The sequence below is a fragment of the Streptomyces venezuelae genome (genome assembly GCF_008642355.1).
Lineage (GTDB): Bacteria > Actinomycetota > Actinomycetes > Streptomycetales > Streptomycetaceae > Streptomyces > Streptomyces venezuelae_B.
In genome coordinates, this window is the sequence record NZ_CP029193.1 from 1,994,648 (window position 1) to 2,009,989 (window position 15,342).

A 15,342-nucleotide genomic window follows, 5' to 3' on the forward strand; every position below is an offset into this window, starting at 1 on the left:
TGCCCTTGTCCTTCGAGGACTCGTCCTCGGTCGCGGAGGACTTCGTGAGCTTCGGGGAGCCCGATTCAACGGCCTCCCCCGGCTCCGGAGGCTCCACGATCTCCTCGCGCCCCGGGTGCTTCTTCGCCGACACCACGAAGTACACGACCGCGAGCAGGAACACCACGATGGCGGTCCACACGTTCAGGCGCAGGCCGAGCACGTGGTGCGCGTCGTCGACCCGCATGTACTCGATCCAGCCGCGCCCCGCGCAGTACGCGGCGACGTACAGCGCGAACGCCCGGCCGTGGCCGAGCTTGAAGCGGCGGTCGGCCCAGATGACCAGGACGGCGACGCCGATGCACCACAGCGACTCGTACAGGAACGTCGGGTGGTACGTGCCGGGAACCCGGCCGTCCTCCGCCGACGTGATCTTGAGCGCCCAGGGAACGTCCGTCGCCTTGCCGTACAGCTCCTGGTTGAACCAGTTGCCCCAGCGGCCGATGGCCTGGGCGAGGGCGATGCCGGGGGCCAGCGCGTCGGCCCAGGCCGGCAGCGGAATCCCGCGGCGGCGACAGCCGATCCACGCGCCGACCGCGCCGAGCGCGATCGCGCCCCAGATGCCGAGGCCGCCCTCCCAGATCTTGAAGGCGTCCACCCAGTCACGGCCGTCGCTGAAGTACAGCTGGTAGTCCGTGATCACGTGGTAGAGGCGTCCGCCGACGAGACCGAACGGCACGGCCCACACGGCGATGTCGGCCACGGTGCCTGACCGGCCCCCGCGATCGATCCACCGCTTGTTGCCGAGCCAGACGGCTACGAAGACGCCGATGATGATGCAGAACGCGTAGCCGCGCAACGGGATGGGTCCGAGTTCGACCACACCGCGCGACGGACTGGGAATGAAGGCAAGGTCCATGACACGACCGACGCTACCGTGCCGGGCATCGGGGGCGGCAACCGGTCCGGCTACGGGTCCATAACAGCCCGTGCCGTTCCGGTCGCCGCTCCGTGCGCCGCTCCGCGCGTCAGTTCCGGTTCGCCTCTTCGACCTTCTGCTTCAGTTTCTGCGGCGACAGCGGGTTGTTCTGGTCCCCGAAGATGTCCTTGCCGTTGAGCCGCACCGTGGGCGTGCCCCGCAGCTTCGCGTCCTGGAACGCCTGGTGGGACTCGTCGACCCAGCCGTCGTGCCTGCCGTCCTCGACGCACTTCTTGAAGGAGTCGCCGTCCAGGCCGTCGACCTGCCCGGCGAGCTCGATCAGCTTGCTGTTCTTGCTGAACGCGTCGTCCGCTTCGGCGGGCTGGTTCTTGAACAGCACGTCGTGGTACGGGAGGAACTTGCCCTCGTCCTGGGCGCAGGCCGCGGCGTTCGCCGCGCGCTTGGAGCCGCTGCCGCCCATGTTCCCGTCGATGAGCGTCGCCAGGTGGTACTCGACCTTGAGCTGTCCCTTCTCGGTGAGCTCATGGATCGTCGATCGGTACCCGTCCTCGAAGCCCTTGCAGGCCGGGCAGCGGAAGTCCTCCCAGATGGTGAGGGTGGACTTGGCGCTGTCCTTGCCGACGGGGATCGCCGGCCCGTCCTTGTCGCTCGCCCCCTTGGGCGCGACCACCGGCCCCGCCGTGTCGCTCTTGTCGTCGCCGGCATTGGCGGCGAGCAGCCCCACCACGGCGGCGAGCCCGAGGACGCCGACCACCGCGGCGCCCACGATCAGTGCCCGGCGCTGCTTGTCGCGCGCCTTCTGTCGATCTCGCTCTTCCGCCAGCCGCTCACGGGCTGATCGTTTTCCCTCACGGTTCTTCTCGCTCACACCCCGCCAAACGAACCGGGGAGGCACGAGCGTGCCTCCCCGGTCCAGGTCCACCCGTACGAGTTAGACCACAGGCTCTTACGCCTTCCCGCGGACCCCGTCCGCGAGTTCCCCGGCGAGCGCGCGCACGGCGGCGAGCCCGGTGGCCTCGTCCGGCGCGTCGAGCATCCGCTGCACGAACGCGGAGCCGACGATCACTCCGTCGGCGAAGCCCGCGACCTCGACGGCCTGCCGTGCGTTGGAGACGCCGAGGCCGACGCAGACCGGCAGTTCGGTGGTGGCCTTGGTGCGCCGCACCAGGTCCTGCGCCTGTGCGCCCACCGACTCACGGGTACCGGTGACCCCCATCAGGGACGCCGCGTAGACGAAGCCGGAGCCCGCCGCGGTGATCGTGCCGAGCCGCTCGTCCTTGCTGCTCGGCGCGACGACGAAGACCGTCGCCAGGTCGTGCTTCTCGGCGTGCTCGCGCCACAGCGCGGACTCCTGGACGGGCAGGTCCGGCAGGATGCAGCCGGCGCCGCCCGCCTCGGCGAGCTCGGCGGTGAAGCGCTCCACGCCGTAGCGGTCGATCGGGTTCCAGTACGTCATGACGAGCACCGGCTTGCCGGTCGCCGCGTGGGCCTCGCGGACGGTGCGCATGACGTCGCGGATCTTGAGGCCGCCGCGCAGCGCGATGTCATCGGCGGTCTGGATGACCGGACCGTCGAGCACCGGGTCGGAGTGCGGCAGGCCGACCTCGACGATGTCGGCGCCGCCGTCGAAGACGGCCTTGACGGCCTCGATGCCGCCGTCGACGGTGGGGAAGCCCGCGGGCAGGTAGGCGATGAGGGCGGCGCGGCCCTCGGCCTTCGCGCCGGCGAGGGCGTCGTTCAACAGCTGGATGTTGCCGCTCACTTGGCGTCCCCCTGGATCTCCGCACCGGTGCCGGGCTCGTCCGCCTCGACGACGGCGTCCGTGTCGTACAGGCCGAAGTAGCGTGCGGCCGTGTCCATGTCCTTGTCGCCCCGCCCGGACAGGTTGACGACGATCAGGCCGTCCTTGCCGAGTTCCTTGCCGACCTCCAGGGCTCCGGCGAGCGCGTGGGCGCTCTCGATGGCCGGGATGATGCCCTCGGTGCGCGACAGGAGGCGCAGGGCCTGCATCGCGGCGTCGTCGGTGACGGCCCGGTACTCGCCGCGGCCGCTGTCCTTCAGGTAGGCGTGCTCGGGGCCGATGCCGGGGTAGTCGAGTCCCGCGGAGATCGAGTAGGGCTCGGTGATCTGGCCTTCCTCGTCCTGGAGGACGTAGGACCGCGAGCCGTGCAGGATGCCGGGCTCGCCCGCGGTCAGGGTGGCGGCGTGCTCACCGGTCTCCACACCGTGTCCGGCGGGCTCGCAGCCGATGAGCCGCACGTCCGCGTCGGGGATGAAGGCGTGAAAGAGGCCGATGGCGTTGGAGCCGCCGCCGACGCAGGCGACGGCGGCGTCGGGCAGGCGTCCGGCGCGCTCCAGGATCTGCCGCCGGGCCTCGACGCCGATGACGCGGTGGAAGTCGCGGACCATGGCGGGGAAGGGATGCGGTCCGGCCACGGTCCCGAAGAGGTAGTGGGTACGGTCCACGTTGGCGACCCAGTCGCGGAACGCCTCGTTGATGGCGTCCTTGAGGGTGCGGCTGCCGGACTTCACGGCGACGACCTCGGCGCCGAGCATCCGCATGCGGGCCACGTTCAGGGCCTGGCGCTCGGTGTCGATCTCGCCCATGTAGATGGTGCATTCGAGGCCGAAGAGCGCGCAGGCGGTGGCCGTGGCGACGCCGTGCTGTCCCGCGCCGGTCTCGGCGATGACGCGGGTCTTGCCCATGCGCTTGGTGAGCAGGGCCTGACCGAGCACGTTGTTGATCTTGTGCGAGCCGGTGTGGTTCAGGTCCTCGCGCTTGAGGAAGACGCGGGCGCCGCCCGCGTGCGTGGCGAAGCGGGGCACCTCGGTGAGGCTGCTGGGCCTGCCGGTGTAGTGGACGAGCAGGTCGTCGAGTTCGGCGGCGAAGGCGGGGTCGCTCTTGGCCTTGTCGTACTCGACGGCGACCTCGTCCACGGCGGCGACGAGGGCCTCCGGGATGAACTTGCCGCCGAACGCGCCGAAGTACCCTTCGGCGCTGGGGATTTGACCCTCCGGGTCGGGGATGAAGTACTCGCTGGACATGCGGAAACCTCGCAGTGGCTGGCGTTGGCGTGTGGCATGAAATCGCCCAGTCGCCGTGGCTGGAGCAGGTTCCGTCGCGACCATCGCCCGGCGTGGGCTGGTCGCGCAGTTCCCCGCGCCCCTGAAGGGGCGCCCTCAGCTCTGTCGGCGCTCAGGGCGCCGTCGCCATCGCATCCCGGGGATCTGGCCCGGCTCCGAGCCGATGTGGTACCGCACCCGCCTGCCCCGCACACGCCGCGCGGGCGCCCGGCAGCCGCGGGGGCGGCAGCCGGGTGCGAGGCGGGCGGAGATCGACATGGGGAGGGTCAGCTCCGTCCGTGCCGGAGCGCGGGGTGCGTGCCCGCGGCGACGAGGTCGGCGACCGCGCCCTTCGGGTCGCGACCGGTGACCAGGGACTCGCCCACGAGCACCGCGTCGGCGCCCGCGTTGGCGAACGCGATGAGGTCGTGCGGGCCGCGCACACCGGACTCGGCGATCTTGACGACGCCGTCCGGCAGCTCGGGGGCGACGCGCTCGAAGGTGGAGCGGTCGACCTTGAGGGTCTTGAGGTCGCGGTTGTTGACGCCGATGACCCGGGCGCCCGCGTCGACGGCGCGCTCGGCCTCGTCCTCGTCGTGCACCTCGACGATCGGCGTGAGGCCGATCGACTCGGCGCGCTCGATGAGCGACTCCAGGGCGGGCTGCTCCAGGGCGGCCACGATCAGCAGGGCGAGGTCGGCGCCGTACGCCCTGGCCTCCCACAGCTGGTACGAGGTGACGATGAAGTCCTTGCGCAGCACCGGGATGTCGACCTTGGCGCGGACGGCCTCCAGGTCGGCGAGCGAGCCGCCGAAGCGGCGCTCCTCGGTGAGCACGGAGATGACGGCGGCGCCGCCCGCTTCGTAGTCGGCGGCGAGACCCGCCGGGTCGGCGATCGCGGCGAGCGCGCCCTTGGAGGGGCTGGAGCGCTTCACCTCGCAGATGACCTTGACGCCGTCGCCGCGCAGGGCCGCCGCGCCGTCCTTGGCCGCGGGAGCCTTGGCCGCACGCTCCTTGAGCTCGTCGAGGCTGACGCGTGCCTGCCGCTCCGCGAGGTCGGCACGGACTCCGTCGATGATCTCGTCGAGCACACTCACGCGAGCGGCCCCCTTCCTGACGGTTGAGCTGACGTTCAAGCTGGTCACTGCGATGGTATCCGCAGGAGGGCGAAGGGCCCGCATCCGGTTGACGCCCATCCCACGACCTGGACAGGCGCCACGCCTGCGGCCTGCGGTTTCAGGGATGCAGCCATGACCCGAACGGCAGATTGCGCGCCACGGTGAAAACCGTCACGAGGACGCCGACACCCCACAGCTGCGCCGTCCCCAACGTGATCCGCAGAGGCCGTCCGCGGACCGTGCGAACCACCCAGACGGTCCACACCGCGGCGAACAGCACGTACCCGGCGACGGCGAGCGCGTTGGCGCCGAGGGCCGCCGCGAAGTCGCCGTGGACGAAGGCGTGCGCGCTGCGCAGGCCGCCGCAGCCGGGGCAGTAGACGCCGGTGAGGCGCAGCAGCGGGCAGGCGGGGTAGTGGCCGGGTTCGTTGGGGTCGACGGCGCCGACGTAGGCGAAGGCCCCGGCGACCGAGGCGAGCAGTCCCGCGGGGACGAGCAGACGGGTCAGGACGGGGGGCGCGGCGTTCCCGGGTTCGGCGGTCACGCGTGCATTGTGCCGTGTGGCCGGGCGCGTCGCCCGGTGGCCCGGCGGGGAGTGCGCGGCCGCTGGTACGGAAGAGGCGGCCCCGGCGCCTGCCGGACCCGCCTCTCGTCACACTCTCGGTACGGCGGGGTCAGCTCCGGGCGCTCGCCGCCTGGCGGTGCGGACGCTTCTCCTGGCCGAGGCCCGCGAGGCGCATGGCGCCGCCCACGAGGGCACCGATGGCGATGATCGCCATGCCGGCCCAGAAGCCGGGCACGTTGGCCATCACCATGAAGACGCCCGCGACGCAGAAGCCGACGAAGGCGATGATGGAACCGGTCCAGGCAGCCGGGGTGTGTCCGTGGCCGTGCGCCATGAAAGTGCTCCTTGTTGCTGTGTGCGCGGCGGTCGCTGGGGAGCCCGTCGCGCTGCGGACGCTCGCTGTCATTGTCCCGTACTCGCGCGTATGCCCCGAGCGCGGGGGGTCATGTTCGGTGCGTCGGGTCCTCGCCGCGGTCGAGGGCCTTCCACAGCTCCTCGGGCCGCTCCGGGTCCGGGGCGCGGCGCGCCTTGCGGGGGCTCGGCGTGCCGTCGCGTTCGTAGCGCCCCGACATGGCGGGCCACGAACGGCCGTAGGTGAGGGCGAGGAGACCGGCGAGGAGTATCAGCGCGCCGGCGGCGGCCGCGGCGTACGGCCATCCGGTGTGGGAGAGGTCGCCGATGGTGGTGGCGGCGTCGCCGGAGGCGGTGGCGGCCTTCTCGTCGAGGGCGTCGCTGTCCTCGGCGCCGAGGAGGGCCGCGGCGACGATGCCGGCGCCGCTCAGCGTGAGCAGCAGGGAGACGAGGAAGCGGCCGGCGCGGCGGACCGCGAAGACCGCGACGAGGGCGGCGAGGCCGACTATCGCGAGGGCCGCGGGGACGCCGGTGACGTCGCTGCCCTTGGCGGTCAGCGGCAGTTCGCCGCCGGCCACCGACGCGGTGCCGTGGGCCCAGGCCTGGCGGGACGCGAGGAGCGCGAGGGCCGCGCCGACGGCGCCGAGCAGCAGCGCGGCGGCGATGCTGCGTCTGCTGCTGCGCTGGGCCGGGCTCTCGGTCGTGTCCTCGGTACGGGGCGGAGGTACGGCAGAAGTCACCTGTCCACTATCCCTCACCGCTCGAACGGTCGTGCAAGCGGTTCGCCGTGTGGATGGCGCGGAGCACCGCCGCGGCCTTGTTGCGGCACTCGGTGTCCTCGGCGACGGGGTCGGAGTCGGCGACGACTCCGGCTCCGGCCTGCACGTATGCCGTGCCGTCGCGGAGGAGGGCGGTGCGGATGGCGATGGCGGTGTCTGAGTCGCCCGCGAAGTCGAGATAGCCGACGCAGCCGCCGTAGAGCCCGCGGCGGGACGGTTCCAGTTCGTCGATGATCTGCATGGCGCGGGGTTTGGGGGCGCCGGAGAGGGTGCCCGCGGGGAAGCAGGCGGTGAGCACGTCGAAGGCGGTGCGGCCCTGGGCGACCTGTCCGGTGACCGTCGACACGATGTGCATGACGTGGGAGTACTTCTCGATGGACATGAAGTCGACGACCTCGACGGAGCCCGGCTCGCAGACCCGGCCCAGGTCGTTGCGGCCGAGGTCGACGAGCATCAGGTGCTCGGCGCGCTCCTTGGGGTCGGCGAGCAGTTCGTCGGCGAGGGCCTGGTCCTCCTGCGGGGTGGCGCCGCGGTGCCGGGTGCCCGCGATGGGGTGGACCATGGCGCGGCCGTCCTCGACCTTGACGAGGGCCTCGGGCGAGGAGCCGACGACGTCGAACCCGTCGAAGCGGAAGAGGTACATGTACGGCGAGGGGTTGGTGGCGCGCAGGACGCGGTAGACGTCCAGCGCGGTCGCCGTGCACGGGGTCTCGAAGCGCTGCGAGGGCACGACCTGGAAGGCCTCGCCGGCCCGGATGCGCTCCTTGATGTCCTCGACGGCTTCCTGGTACTGCTCGCCGCCCCACAGGGCGGTGTACTCGGGGAGCTCGGAGGGCGGCAGGGCGGCCGGGGGCTGGGAGACGGGCCGGGAGAGGTCGGCCTCCATGGCGTCGAGCCGGGCGACGGCGTCGGCGTACGCCTCGTCGACGCCCGTCTCCAGGTCGTTGTGGTTGATCGCGTTGGCGATCAGGAGCACGGAGCCGTCCCAGTGGTCGAGGACGGCGAGGTCGCTGGTGAGCAGCATGGTCAGCTCGGGGAGCCGCAGATCGTCGCGCTCCCCCGGGCCGATCTTCTCCAGGCGGCGCACGATGTCGTAGCCGAGGTAGCCGACCATGCCGCCGGTGAAGGGCGGCAGGCCGTGGGCGCTGACGATGTCGCGGGGGGTGTGCAGTATCCCGATGGTGGCGCGCAGCGCGGCGAGCGGGTCGCCGGTGGTGGGCACGCCGACGGGCGGGGTGCCGAGCCAGTGGGCCTCGCCGTCGCGGACGGTGAGGGCGGCGGCGCTGCGGACGCCGACGAAGGAGTAGCGAGACCACGACCGGCCGTTCTCCGCCGACTCCAGGAGGAACGTGCCGGGGCGTTCGGCGGCGAGCTTGCGGTAGAGGCCGACGGGGGTGTCGCCGTCCGCGAGGAGCTTGCGGCTGACGGGGATGACGCGGCGGTCGGACGCCAGCTTGCGGAAGGTCTCGAGGTCCATGTCAGCCGACCCTACTGACCGGGGGCGGGCTCGCCGGGCACGGGCAGCACCGGCAGGACGTCGGTGTCGAAGCAGGTGCGGGTGCCGGTGTGGCAGGCGGCGCCGATCTGGTCGACCTGGACGAGGACGGTGTCCGCGTCGCAGTCGAGCGCGACCTCCTTGACGTACTGGTAGTGCCCCGAGGTGTCGCCCTTGACCCAGTACTCCTGGCGGCTGCGCGACCAGTAGGTGCAGCGGCCGGTGGTGAGGGTGCGGTGCAGTGCCTCGTCGTCCATCCAGCCGAGCATGAGCACCTCACCGGTGTCGTACTGCTGGGCGATGGCGGGGACGAGCCCGTCGGCGCTGCGCCTGAGGCGCGCGGCGATGTCCGGGTCGAGGCTGCTGCTGGGCGGGGGCACGCTGGTCATGGGCCCATTGTGCCGCGCCGGGCGGGCCGTCCCCGGCGGCGTCCACTGTCCGGACCGCGCGGCCGGTCGTAGGCTGGCTGCATGTCGACCCATGCGAAGCGTGAACGACTTCTCCTTGCCGATCTGTTGGAAGCCGAGGGCCCGGAGGCGCCCACCCTGTGCGAGGGGTGGAAGACACGTGACCTCGCGGCCCACGTGGTGGTGCGCGAGCGCCGCGCGGACGCGGCGGGCGGGCTCCTGATCAAGCAGCTCGCGTCGCGCCTGGAGCGGGTGCAGGCCGAGTTCGCCGCGAAGCCGTACGAGGAGCTGATCCAGCTGATCCGTACGGGCCCGCCGCGGTTCTCCCCGTTCTCCCTGAAGCAGATCGACGAGCTGTCGAACGCCGTCGAGTTCTACATCCACACGGAGGACGTGCGCCGCGCGCGTCCCGGCTGGACGCCGCGCGAGCTGGACCCGGTCTTCGCGGACACCCTCTGGTCCCGCCTGGAACGCTCGGCCCGTCTGGTGGGCCGCAAGGCCCCGGTGGGCCTGGTGCTGCGCCGCCCGGACGGCCAGACGGCGGTGGCACACCGCGGCACACCGGTGGTGACGGTGACCGGCGAGCCGTCCGAGCTGCTGATGTACGCGTACGGCAGGCAGGACGTGGCGGACGTGGAGCTGGACGGCGACAAGCAGGCGATCGCGACGCTGCACGATTCGAAGCAGCTGGGCCTCTGAACCACGCTTGCCCGAAGACCCGAAAACCCGAAGACCCGAAAACCCGAAGACTCGCGCTGAGCGCGGGTCTTCGGGTCTCCGGCAACGTTGAGCCGGGAACCGCTAACGGACCGGGTGGCCCGCCCCCCGCAGCGTCTCCTTGACCTCGCCGATCCGGAGATCGCCGAAGTGGAAGACCGACGCCGCGAGCACCGCGTCCGCGCCCGCCGCGACCGCCGGCGGGAAGTGTTCCAGGCGGCCCGCGCCGCCTGAGGCGATCACGGGAACCGTCACGTGCTTGCGCACGGCCGAGATCATCTCGATGTCGTAGCCGTCCTTCGTGCCGTCCGCGTCCATCGAGTTGAGCAGGATCTCCCCCGCGCCGAGCTCCGCGGCCCGGTGCGCCCACTCGACCGCGTCGATCCCCGCGGACTTGCGGCCGCCGTGGGTGGTGACCTCGAAGGAGCCGGAGGGCGTGCGCCGCGCGTCCACGGAGAGGACGAGCACCTGGCGGCCGAACCGCTCCGCGATCTCGCGGATCAGCTCGGGGCGCGCGATCGCCGCCGTGTTGACGCCGACCTTGTCCGCGCCCGCGCGCAGCAGCTTGTCGACGTCCTCGGCGGTGCGGACGCCGCCGCCCACCGTGAGCGGGATGAAGACCTGCTCGGCGGTGCGGCGGACCACGTCGTACGTCGTCTCGCGGTTGCCGGACGACGCGGTGATGTCCAGGAAGGTGAGCTCGTCGGCGCCCTCGGCGTCGTACACCTTGGCCATCTCGACGGGGTCGCCCGCGTCGCGCAGGTTCTGGAAGTTGACGCCCTTGACGACGCGGCCGTTGTCCACGTCGAGGCAGGGGATCACGCGTACCGCGAGCGTCATGCGGGGGCTCCTCGGAAGGCTTCCAGTTCCACTTCGACCAGGATGCGCGGGTCGACGAAGCCGGAGACGACCGCCATGGTCATCACCGGACGCACGGAGTCGAAGACCTCCTTGTGGGCGCGGCCCACCTCGTCGACGTCCCGCGCATGGGTCAGGAATATGCGGACGCGGATCACGGACTCGGCTCCCACGCCGAGCTCGCCCATCGCCTCCAGCGCGTTGCCGATGGCGACCCGCGTCTGTTCGTAGGGGTCGCCCTCGCCGTACAGGACGTCGCCCTTGAAGGAGGTGGTGCCGCCGACCACGACCCGGTCGCCCGCCTGGACGGCACGGGCGAAGCCGAAGGCTTCCTCCCACGGGCTGCCGCTCTGCACTCGTCGCACCTCGGTCATCGCGACACGGCCTCCAGCGCTTCCTCCAGCGTGAACGCCTTCGCGTACAGCGCCTTGCCGACGATGGAGCCCTCGACGCCCTGCGGGACGAGCTCGGCGATGGCGCGCAGGTCGTCCAGGGACGAGACGCCGCCGGAGGCGACCACGGGGCGGTCCGTCGCCGCGCAGACGTTCTTCAGGAGCTCCAGGTTGGGGCCCTGCAGCGTGCCGTCCTTGGCGATGTCCGTGACCACGTAGCGCGCGCAGCCCTCGGCGTTCAGGCGCTCCAGGGTTTCGTAGAGGTCGCCGCCGTCGCGGGTCCAGCCGCGGCCGCGCAGCGTCGTGCCGCGTACGTCGAGACCGACCGCGATCTTGTCGCCGTGCTCGGCGATGACCTTGGCGACCCACTCGGGGGTCTCCAGGGCGGCGGTGCCCAGGTTGACGCGGGTGCAGCCGGTGGCGAGCGCGGCGGCCAGCGAGGCGTCGTCGCGGATGCCGCCCGACAACTCGACCTTGATGTCCATGGCGCCCGCGACCTCCGCGATCAGGGCGCGGTTGTCGCCGGTGCCGAACGCGGCGTCCAGGTCGACCAGGTGCAGCCACTCGGCGCCCGACCGCTGCCAGGCGAGGGCGGCCTCCAGCGGGGAGCCGTAGGAGGTCTCCGTGCCGGACTCGCCGTGGACGAGGCGTACGGCCTGGCCGTCGCGGACGTCGACGGCGGGAAGGAGTTCGAGGGTGCTCACAGGGTTCCGATCCAGTTGGTGAGGAGCTGGGCGCCGGCGTCGCCGGACTTCTCGGGGTGGAACTGGGTGGCGCTCAGCGCGCCGTTCTCGACGGCCGCCACGAAGGGCTCGCCGTGCGTGGACCAGTGCACATAGGGGGCGCGCATCGCCGGGTTCACGACCTCCAGGGACCAGTCGTGGACGGCGTAGGAGTGCACGAAGTAGAAACGTGCCTCGTCGTCCAGGTCCTTGAAGAGCGGGGAGCCCGCCGATGCCTGGACCGTGTTCCAGCCCATGTGCGGCACGATCTCGGCCTTCAGCGGCTCGACCGTCCCGGGCCACTCGTCGAGGCCCTCGGTCTCCACGCCGTGCTCGATGCCGCGCGCGAAGAGGATCTGCATGCCGACGCAGATGCCCATGACGGGGCGCCCGCCGGACAGGCGGCGGCCCACGATCCAGTCGCCGCGCGCCTCCTTCAGCCCCTGCATGCAGGCGGCGAAGGCGCCGACGCCGGGGACGAGCAGGCCGTCGGCGTTCATGGCCCTGTCGTAGTCGCGGGTGATCTCGACGTCGGCGCCCGCGCGCGCGAGGGCGCGCTCGGCGGAGCGCACGTTGCCGAAGCCGTAGTCGAAGACGACGACCTTCTTGGGAGTGCTCATGTCCGTACGCCTCCCGTCAGTTCCAGTAGTCGAGGCGGAGGATGCCCGCGGCCAGACACATCACGGCGGCGATGGAGAGCAGCGTGATGAGGCTCTTGGGCATGCCCTGCTTCACGAAGGAGATGATGCCGCCGATCAGGAAGAGACCGACGACGATGAGGATGGTGTTGAGCCCGTTCATGGGTTACAGCGCGCCCTTCGTGGAGGGAAGGATGCCCTCGGCGCGCGGGTCGCGCTCGGAGGCGTACCGTAGGGCGCGGGCCAGGGCCTTGAACTGGCACTCCACGATGTGGTGGGCGTTGCGTCCGTAGGGCACGTGGACGTGCAGCGCGATCTGGGCCTGCGCGACGAAGGACTCCAGGATGTGCCGGGTCATCGTCGTGTCGTACGCGCCGATCATGGGCGCCATGTTCTCGGGCTCGGTGTGCACGAGGTACGGGCGGCCGGACAGGTCGACGGTCACCTGGGCGAGCGACTCGTCCAGCGGGACGGTGCAGTTGCCGAAGCGGTAGATGCCGACCTTGTCGCCGAGGGCCTGCTTGAAGGCGGCGCCGAGGGCGAGCGCGGTGTCCTCGATGGTGTGGTGCGAGTCGATGTGCAGGTCGCCGTCGGTCTTGACCGTCAGGTCGAAGAGGCCGTGGCGGCCGAGCTGGTCGAGCATGTGGTCGTAGAAACCGACCCCGGTCGACACGTCGACCTTGCCGATGCCGTCGAGGTCGATCTCGACGACGACGGAGGTCTCCTTGGTGGTCCGCTCGATTCTTCCGACGCGGCTTTCGCGGGTCATGCGCTCTGCTCCTTCTTGAGTTCGCGTACCGCATCGAGGAACGCGTCGTTTTCGTCGGGGGTCCCGGTGGACACGCGCAGCCATCCCGGCACGCCGTTGTCCCGCACCAGGACACCCCGGTCCAGGATCCGCTGCCACACCGCGTGGGCGGCCCCTGCGCCTTCGAACCGCCCGAACTGCACGAAGTTGGCGTCGGAGTCGGTCACTTCGTACCCCATCGCGCGCAGCTCGGTGACGATGCGGTCGCGCTCGCCCTTGAGCTGCTCGACGTACTTCAGGAGCGTGTCGGTGTGCTCCAGGGCGGCGAGCGCCGTGGCCTGGGTGACGGCCGACAGGTGGTAGGGCAGGCGTACGAGCTGCACCGCGTCGACGACCGCCGGGTCGGCGGCGAGGTAGCCGAGGCGCAGTCCGGCGGCGCCGAACGCCTTCGACATGGTGCGGGAGACGACGAGGTGCGGTCGCCCCTCGATCAGCGGGAGCAGTGAGTCGCCGTGGCTGAACTCCACGTACGCCTCGTCGATCACGACGATCGACGGCTTCGCGGCCTGGGCCGCCTCGTACAGGGCGAGGACGGCGTCGGCCGGGACGGCGTTGCCCGTGGGGTTGTTGGGCGTGGTGATGAAGACGACGTCGGGGCGGTGCTCGGCGATGGTCTTGGTGGCCGCGTCGACGTCGATGGTGAAGTCGTCGTGACGCGGTCCGGAGATCCAGCCGGTGCCGGTGCCGCGGGCGATGAGGCCGTGCATCGAGTACGAGGGTTCGAAGCCGATGGCCGTGCGGCCCGGCCCGCCGAAGGTCTGCAGGAGCTGCTGGATGACTTCGTTGGACCCGTTGGCCGCCCACACGTGGGCGCGCGTCACCTCGTGCCCGCCGGTGCGGGTGAGGTAGCGGGCGAGTTCGGTGCGCAGCTCGACCGCGTCCCGGTCGGGGTAGCGGTTGAGGTCGCGGGCGGCCTCGCGGACCCGCTCGGCGATGCGCTCGACGAGGGGTTCGGGCAGCGGGTAGGGGTTCTCGTTGGTGTTGAGGCGTACGGGCACGTCGAGCTGGGGTGCGCCGTAGGGGGACTTGCCGCGCAGCTCGTCGCGCACGGGCAGGTCGTCGATTCCGGTCACTTGGTCCTCGGCACCTTCCACTCGAAGCGCGCCTTGATCGCCGCGCCGTGCGCGGGCAGGTCCTCGGCCTCGGCGAGCGTCACGACGTGGTGCGCGACGTCGGCGAGGGCCTCGCGGGTGTAGTCGACGATGTGGATGCCGCGCAGGAACGACTGGACGCTGAGCCCCGAGGAGTGGCAGGCGCAGCCGCCGGTCGGCAGGACGTGGTTGGAGCCCGCGCAGTAGTCACCGAGGGAGACGGGCGCCCAGGGGCCGACGAAGATCGCGCCGGCGTTCTTGACGCGCCCCGCGACGGCGGCCGCGTCGCCGGTCTGGATCTCCAGGTGCTCGGCGCCGTACGCGTCGACGACCTTGAGGCCCTCCTCCAGGCCGTCGACCAGGACGATCGCGGACTGCCGGCCGCGCAGGGCGGGGACGATGCGGTCCTCGACGTGCTTGGTGGCGGCGACCTGCGGCGCCAGCTCCTTCTCGACGGCGTCGGCGAGCGCGAGGGAGTCGGTGACGAGGACGGCGGCCGCGAGCGGGTCGTGCTCGGCCTGGCTGATCAGGTCGGACGCGACGTGCGCCGGGTCGGCGGTGTCGTCGGCGAGGACCGCGATCTCGGTCGGGCCCGCCTCGGTGTCGATGCCGATGCGGCCGGTGAAGTAGCGCTTGGCGGCGGCGACCCAGATGTTGCCGGGCCCGGTGACCATGTTGGCGGGGGCGCAGGTCTCGGTGCCGTACGCGAACATCGCGACGGCCTGGGCGCCGCCGACCGCGTACACCTCGTCGATGCCGAGGAGCGCGCAGGCGGCGAGGATCGTCGGGTGCGGAAGGCCGCCGAAGTCGGCCTGCGGCGGGGATGCGAGCGCCATCGACTCGACGCCGGCCTCCTGGGCGGGGACGGCGTTCATGATCACGGACGAGGGGTAGACGGACCGGCCGCCCGGTGCGTAGAGCCCGACGCGTTCAACGGGCACCCACTTCTCGGTGACCGTGCCGCCGGGGACGACCTGCGTGGTGTGCGGGGCGCGGCGCTGCTCGCGGTGGACGGTGCGGGCGCGGCGGATGGACTCCTCCAGCGCCTCGCGCACGGCCGGGTCGAGGCCGTCGAGGGCCTCGGTGAGGGCGGCGGCGGGGACGCGGACCTGGTCCAGGCGCACGCCGTCGAACTTCTCCGCGTAGTCGATCAGGGCCGCGTCGCCACGATGATGCACGTCCTCGCAGATGGGCCGCACCTTCTCCAGGGCGGCCGCGACGTCGAAGTCGGCACGGGGCAGCAGGGCGCGCAGGGCGGGGCCCGACGGAAACTCCGTGAGGGCATCGCCGCGCAGATCGATTCGAGAGATCACACGGCCAATTCTCTCAGACCTTCATTCGACACCGGACGCGCGTATCACTGGCTGATATGAACCCCGCCGGACCCCGTTGACCACTAGGGTCTCGCTGGCTTTCAGC

The 15,342-nt window shown here is 71.6% G+C and carries 19 protein-coding genes and 1 pseudogene; 1 reads left to right on the top strand and 19 read right to left on the bottom strand.

All coding sequences use genetic code 11. The features are described from left to right. Window positions 1-84: 84 nt before the first annotated feature. The 11 genes and pseudogenes from lgt to hisI form a co-directional block, all read right to left on the bottom strand. A pseudogene (gene lgt, locus DEJ47_RS09250) lies at window positions 85-898 on the bottom strand (prolipoprotein diacylglyceryl transferase); the annotation flags it as partial. A 109-nt stretch (window positions 899-1,007) separates the two neighbouring features. Then, window positions 1,008-1,787: a DsbA family protein gene (locus DEJ47_RS09255; protein ID WP_150166729.1), complete on the bottom strand. Its 780-nt coding sequence runs from the start codon at window positions 1,785-1,787 to the stop codon at window positions 1,008-1,010. 78 nt (window positions 1,788-1,865) lie between these two features. Then, the gene (trpA, locus tag DEJ47_RS09260) at window positions 1,866-2,681 is read right to left on the bottom strand and encodes a tryptophan synthase subunit alpha (RefSeq protein ID WP_150166731.1); all 816 of its coding nucleotides are present in this window, start codon (window positions 2,679-2,681) and stop codon (window positions 1,866-1,868) included. Further along, the gene (gene trpB, locus DEJ47_RS09265; protein ID WP_150166733.1) at window positions 2,678-3,964 is read right to left on the bottom strand and encodes a tryptophan synthase subunit beta; all 1,287 of its coding nucleotides are present in this window, start codon (window positions 3,962-3,964) and stop codon (window positions 2,678-2,680) included. The genes trpA and trpB overlap by 4 nt, the downstream gene beginning before the upstream one ends. A gap of 135 nt (window positions 3,965-4,099) precedes the next feature. After that, complete coding sequence (trpM, locus tag DEJ47_RS37595; RefSeq protein WP_398333344.1) at window positions 4,100-4,261, bottom strand: tryptophan biosynthesis modulator TrpM; 162 nt, start codon at window positions 4,259-4,261, stop codon at window positions 4,100-4,102. Window positions 4,262-4,269: 8 nt separating this feature from the next. Continuing rightward, a complete protein-coding gene (gene trpC / locus DEJ47_RS09270) occupies window positions 4,270-5,079 on the bottom strand; it encodes an indole-3-glycerol phosphate synthase TrpC (protein WP_150166735.1) in 810 nt (269 codons plus the stop codon). A gap of 139 nt (window positions 5,080-5,218) precedes the next feature. Continuing rightward, complete coding sequence (locus tag DEJ47_RS09275; protein WP_150166737.1) at window positions 5,219-5,644, bottom strand: DUF2752 domain-containing protein; 426 nt, start codon at window positions 5,642-5,644, stop codon at window positions 5,219-5,221. 130 nt (window positions 5,645-5,774) lie between these two features. Next, window positions 5,775-5,999 (bottom strand): HGxxPAAW family protein, encoded by a 225-nt coding sequence (locus DEJ47_RS09280; RefSeq protein ID WP_150166739.1) that lies wholly within the window; start codon window positions 5,997-5,999, stop codon window positions 5,775-5,777. Between the two features lie 109 nt (window positions 6,000-6,108). After that, window positions 6,109-6,756, bottom strand: a complete 648-nt coding sequence (locus DEJ47_RS09285; RefSeq protein ID WP_150166741.1) for a TIGR02234 family membrane protein — start codon at window positions 6,754-6,756, stop codon at window positions 6,109-6,111. A gap of 7 nt (window positions 6,757-6,763) precedes the next feature. Beyond that, window positions 6,764-8,272 carry an anthranilate synthase component I gene (locus tag DEJ47_RS09290; protein WP_150166743.1) on the bottom strand — a complete coding sequence of 503 codons (1,509 nt, stop codon included), beginning with the start codon at window positions 8,270-8,272 and terminating at the stop codon, window positions 6,764-6,766. 11 nt (window positions 8,273-8,283) lie between these two features. Continuing rightward, entirely contained in the window at window positions 8,284-8,679 is a 396-nt protein-coding gene (hisI, locus tag DEJ47_RS09295; protein WP_150166745.1) for a phosphoribosyl-AMP cyclohydrolase, read from the bottom strand. An 81-nt stretch (window positions 8,680-8,760) separates the two neighbouring features. On the opposite strand from hisI, the gene DEJ47_RS09300 reads away from it, so the two are divergent. Continuing rightward, on the top strand, window positions 8,761-9,396 hold the full coding sequence (locus DEJ47_RS09300; protein ID WP_150166747.1) for a TIGR03085 family metal-binding protein: 636 nt from the start codon (window positions 8,761-8,763) through the stop codon (window positions 9,394-9,396). 102 nt (window positions 9,397-9,498) lie between these two features. Here DEJ47_RS09300 and hisF read toward each other — a convergent pair whose 3' ends face one another. From hisF to hisD, 8 genes are read right to left on the bottom strand one after another with little or no spacing between them, the layout of a single operon-like run. Then, window positions 9,499-10,254, bottom strand: a complete 756-nt coding sequence (gene hisF / locus DEJ47_RS09305; RefSeq protein WP_150166749.1) for an imidazole glycerol phosphate synthase subunit HisF — start codon at window positions 10,252-10,254, stop codon at window positions 9,499-9,501. Then, complete coding sequence (locus tag DEJ47_RS09310) at window positions 10,251-10,646, bottom strand: RidA family protein (RefSeq protein ID WP_150166751.1); 396 nt, start codon at window positions 10,644-10,646, stop codon at window positions 10,251-10,253. Before DEJ47_RS09310 ends, hisF begins: the two co-directional genes overlap by 4 nt. Then, window positions 10,643-11,368: a bifunctional 1-(5-phosphoribosyl)-5-((5-phosphoribosylamino)methylideneamino)imidazole-4-carboxamide isomerase/phosphoribosylanthranilate isomerase PriA gene (priA, locus tag DEJ47_RS09315; protein ID WP_055563288.1), complete on the bottom strand. Its 726-nt coding sequence runs from the start codon at window positions 11,366-11,368 to the stop codon at window positions 10,643-10,645. The genes DEJ47_RS09310 and priA overlap by 4 nt, the downstream gene beginning before the upstream one ends. Next, on the bottom strand, window positions 11,365-12,006 hold the full coding sequence (hisH, locus tag DEJ47_RS09320; RefSeq protein ID WP_150166753.1) for an imidazole glycerol phosphate synthase subunit HisH: 642 nt from the start codon (window positions 12,004-12,006) through the stop codon (window positions 11,365-11,367). Before hisH ends, priA begins: the two co-directional genes overlap by 4 nt. 16 nt (window positions 12,007-12,022) lie before the next feature. Then, window positions 12,023-12,187, bottom strand: a complete 165-nt coding sequence (locus DEJ47_RS36365) for a hypothetical protein (RefSeq protein ID WP_165284282.1) — start codon at window positions 12,185-12,187, stop codon at window positions 12,023-12,025. A 3-nt stretch (window positions 12,188-12,190) separates the two neighbouring features. After that, window positions 12,191-12,793, bottom strand: coding sequence for an imidazoleglycerol-phosphate dehydratase HisB (gene hisB, locus DEJ47_RS09325; protein ID WP_150166755.1), 603 nt, complete (start codon window positions 12,791-12,793; stop codon window positions 12,191-12,193). After that, a complete protein-coding gene (locus tag DEJ47_RS09330; protein ID WP_150166757.1) occupies window positions 12,790-13,905 on the bottom strand; it encodes a histidinol-phosphate transaminase in 1,116 nt (371 codons plus the stop codon). The genes hisB and DEJ47_RS09330 overlap by 4 nt, the downstream gene beginning before the upstream one ends. Further along, window positions 13,902-15,236, bottom strand: coding sequence for a histidinol dehydrogenase (gene hisD, locus DEJ47_RS09335; RefSeq protein ID WP_150166759.1), 1,335 nt, complete (start codon window positions 15,234-15,236; stop codon window positions 13,902-13,904). Before hisD ends, DEJ47_RS09330 begins: the two co-directional genes overlap by 4 nt. Window positions 15,237-15,342 lie beyond the last annotated feature (106 nt).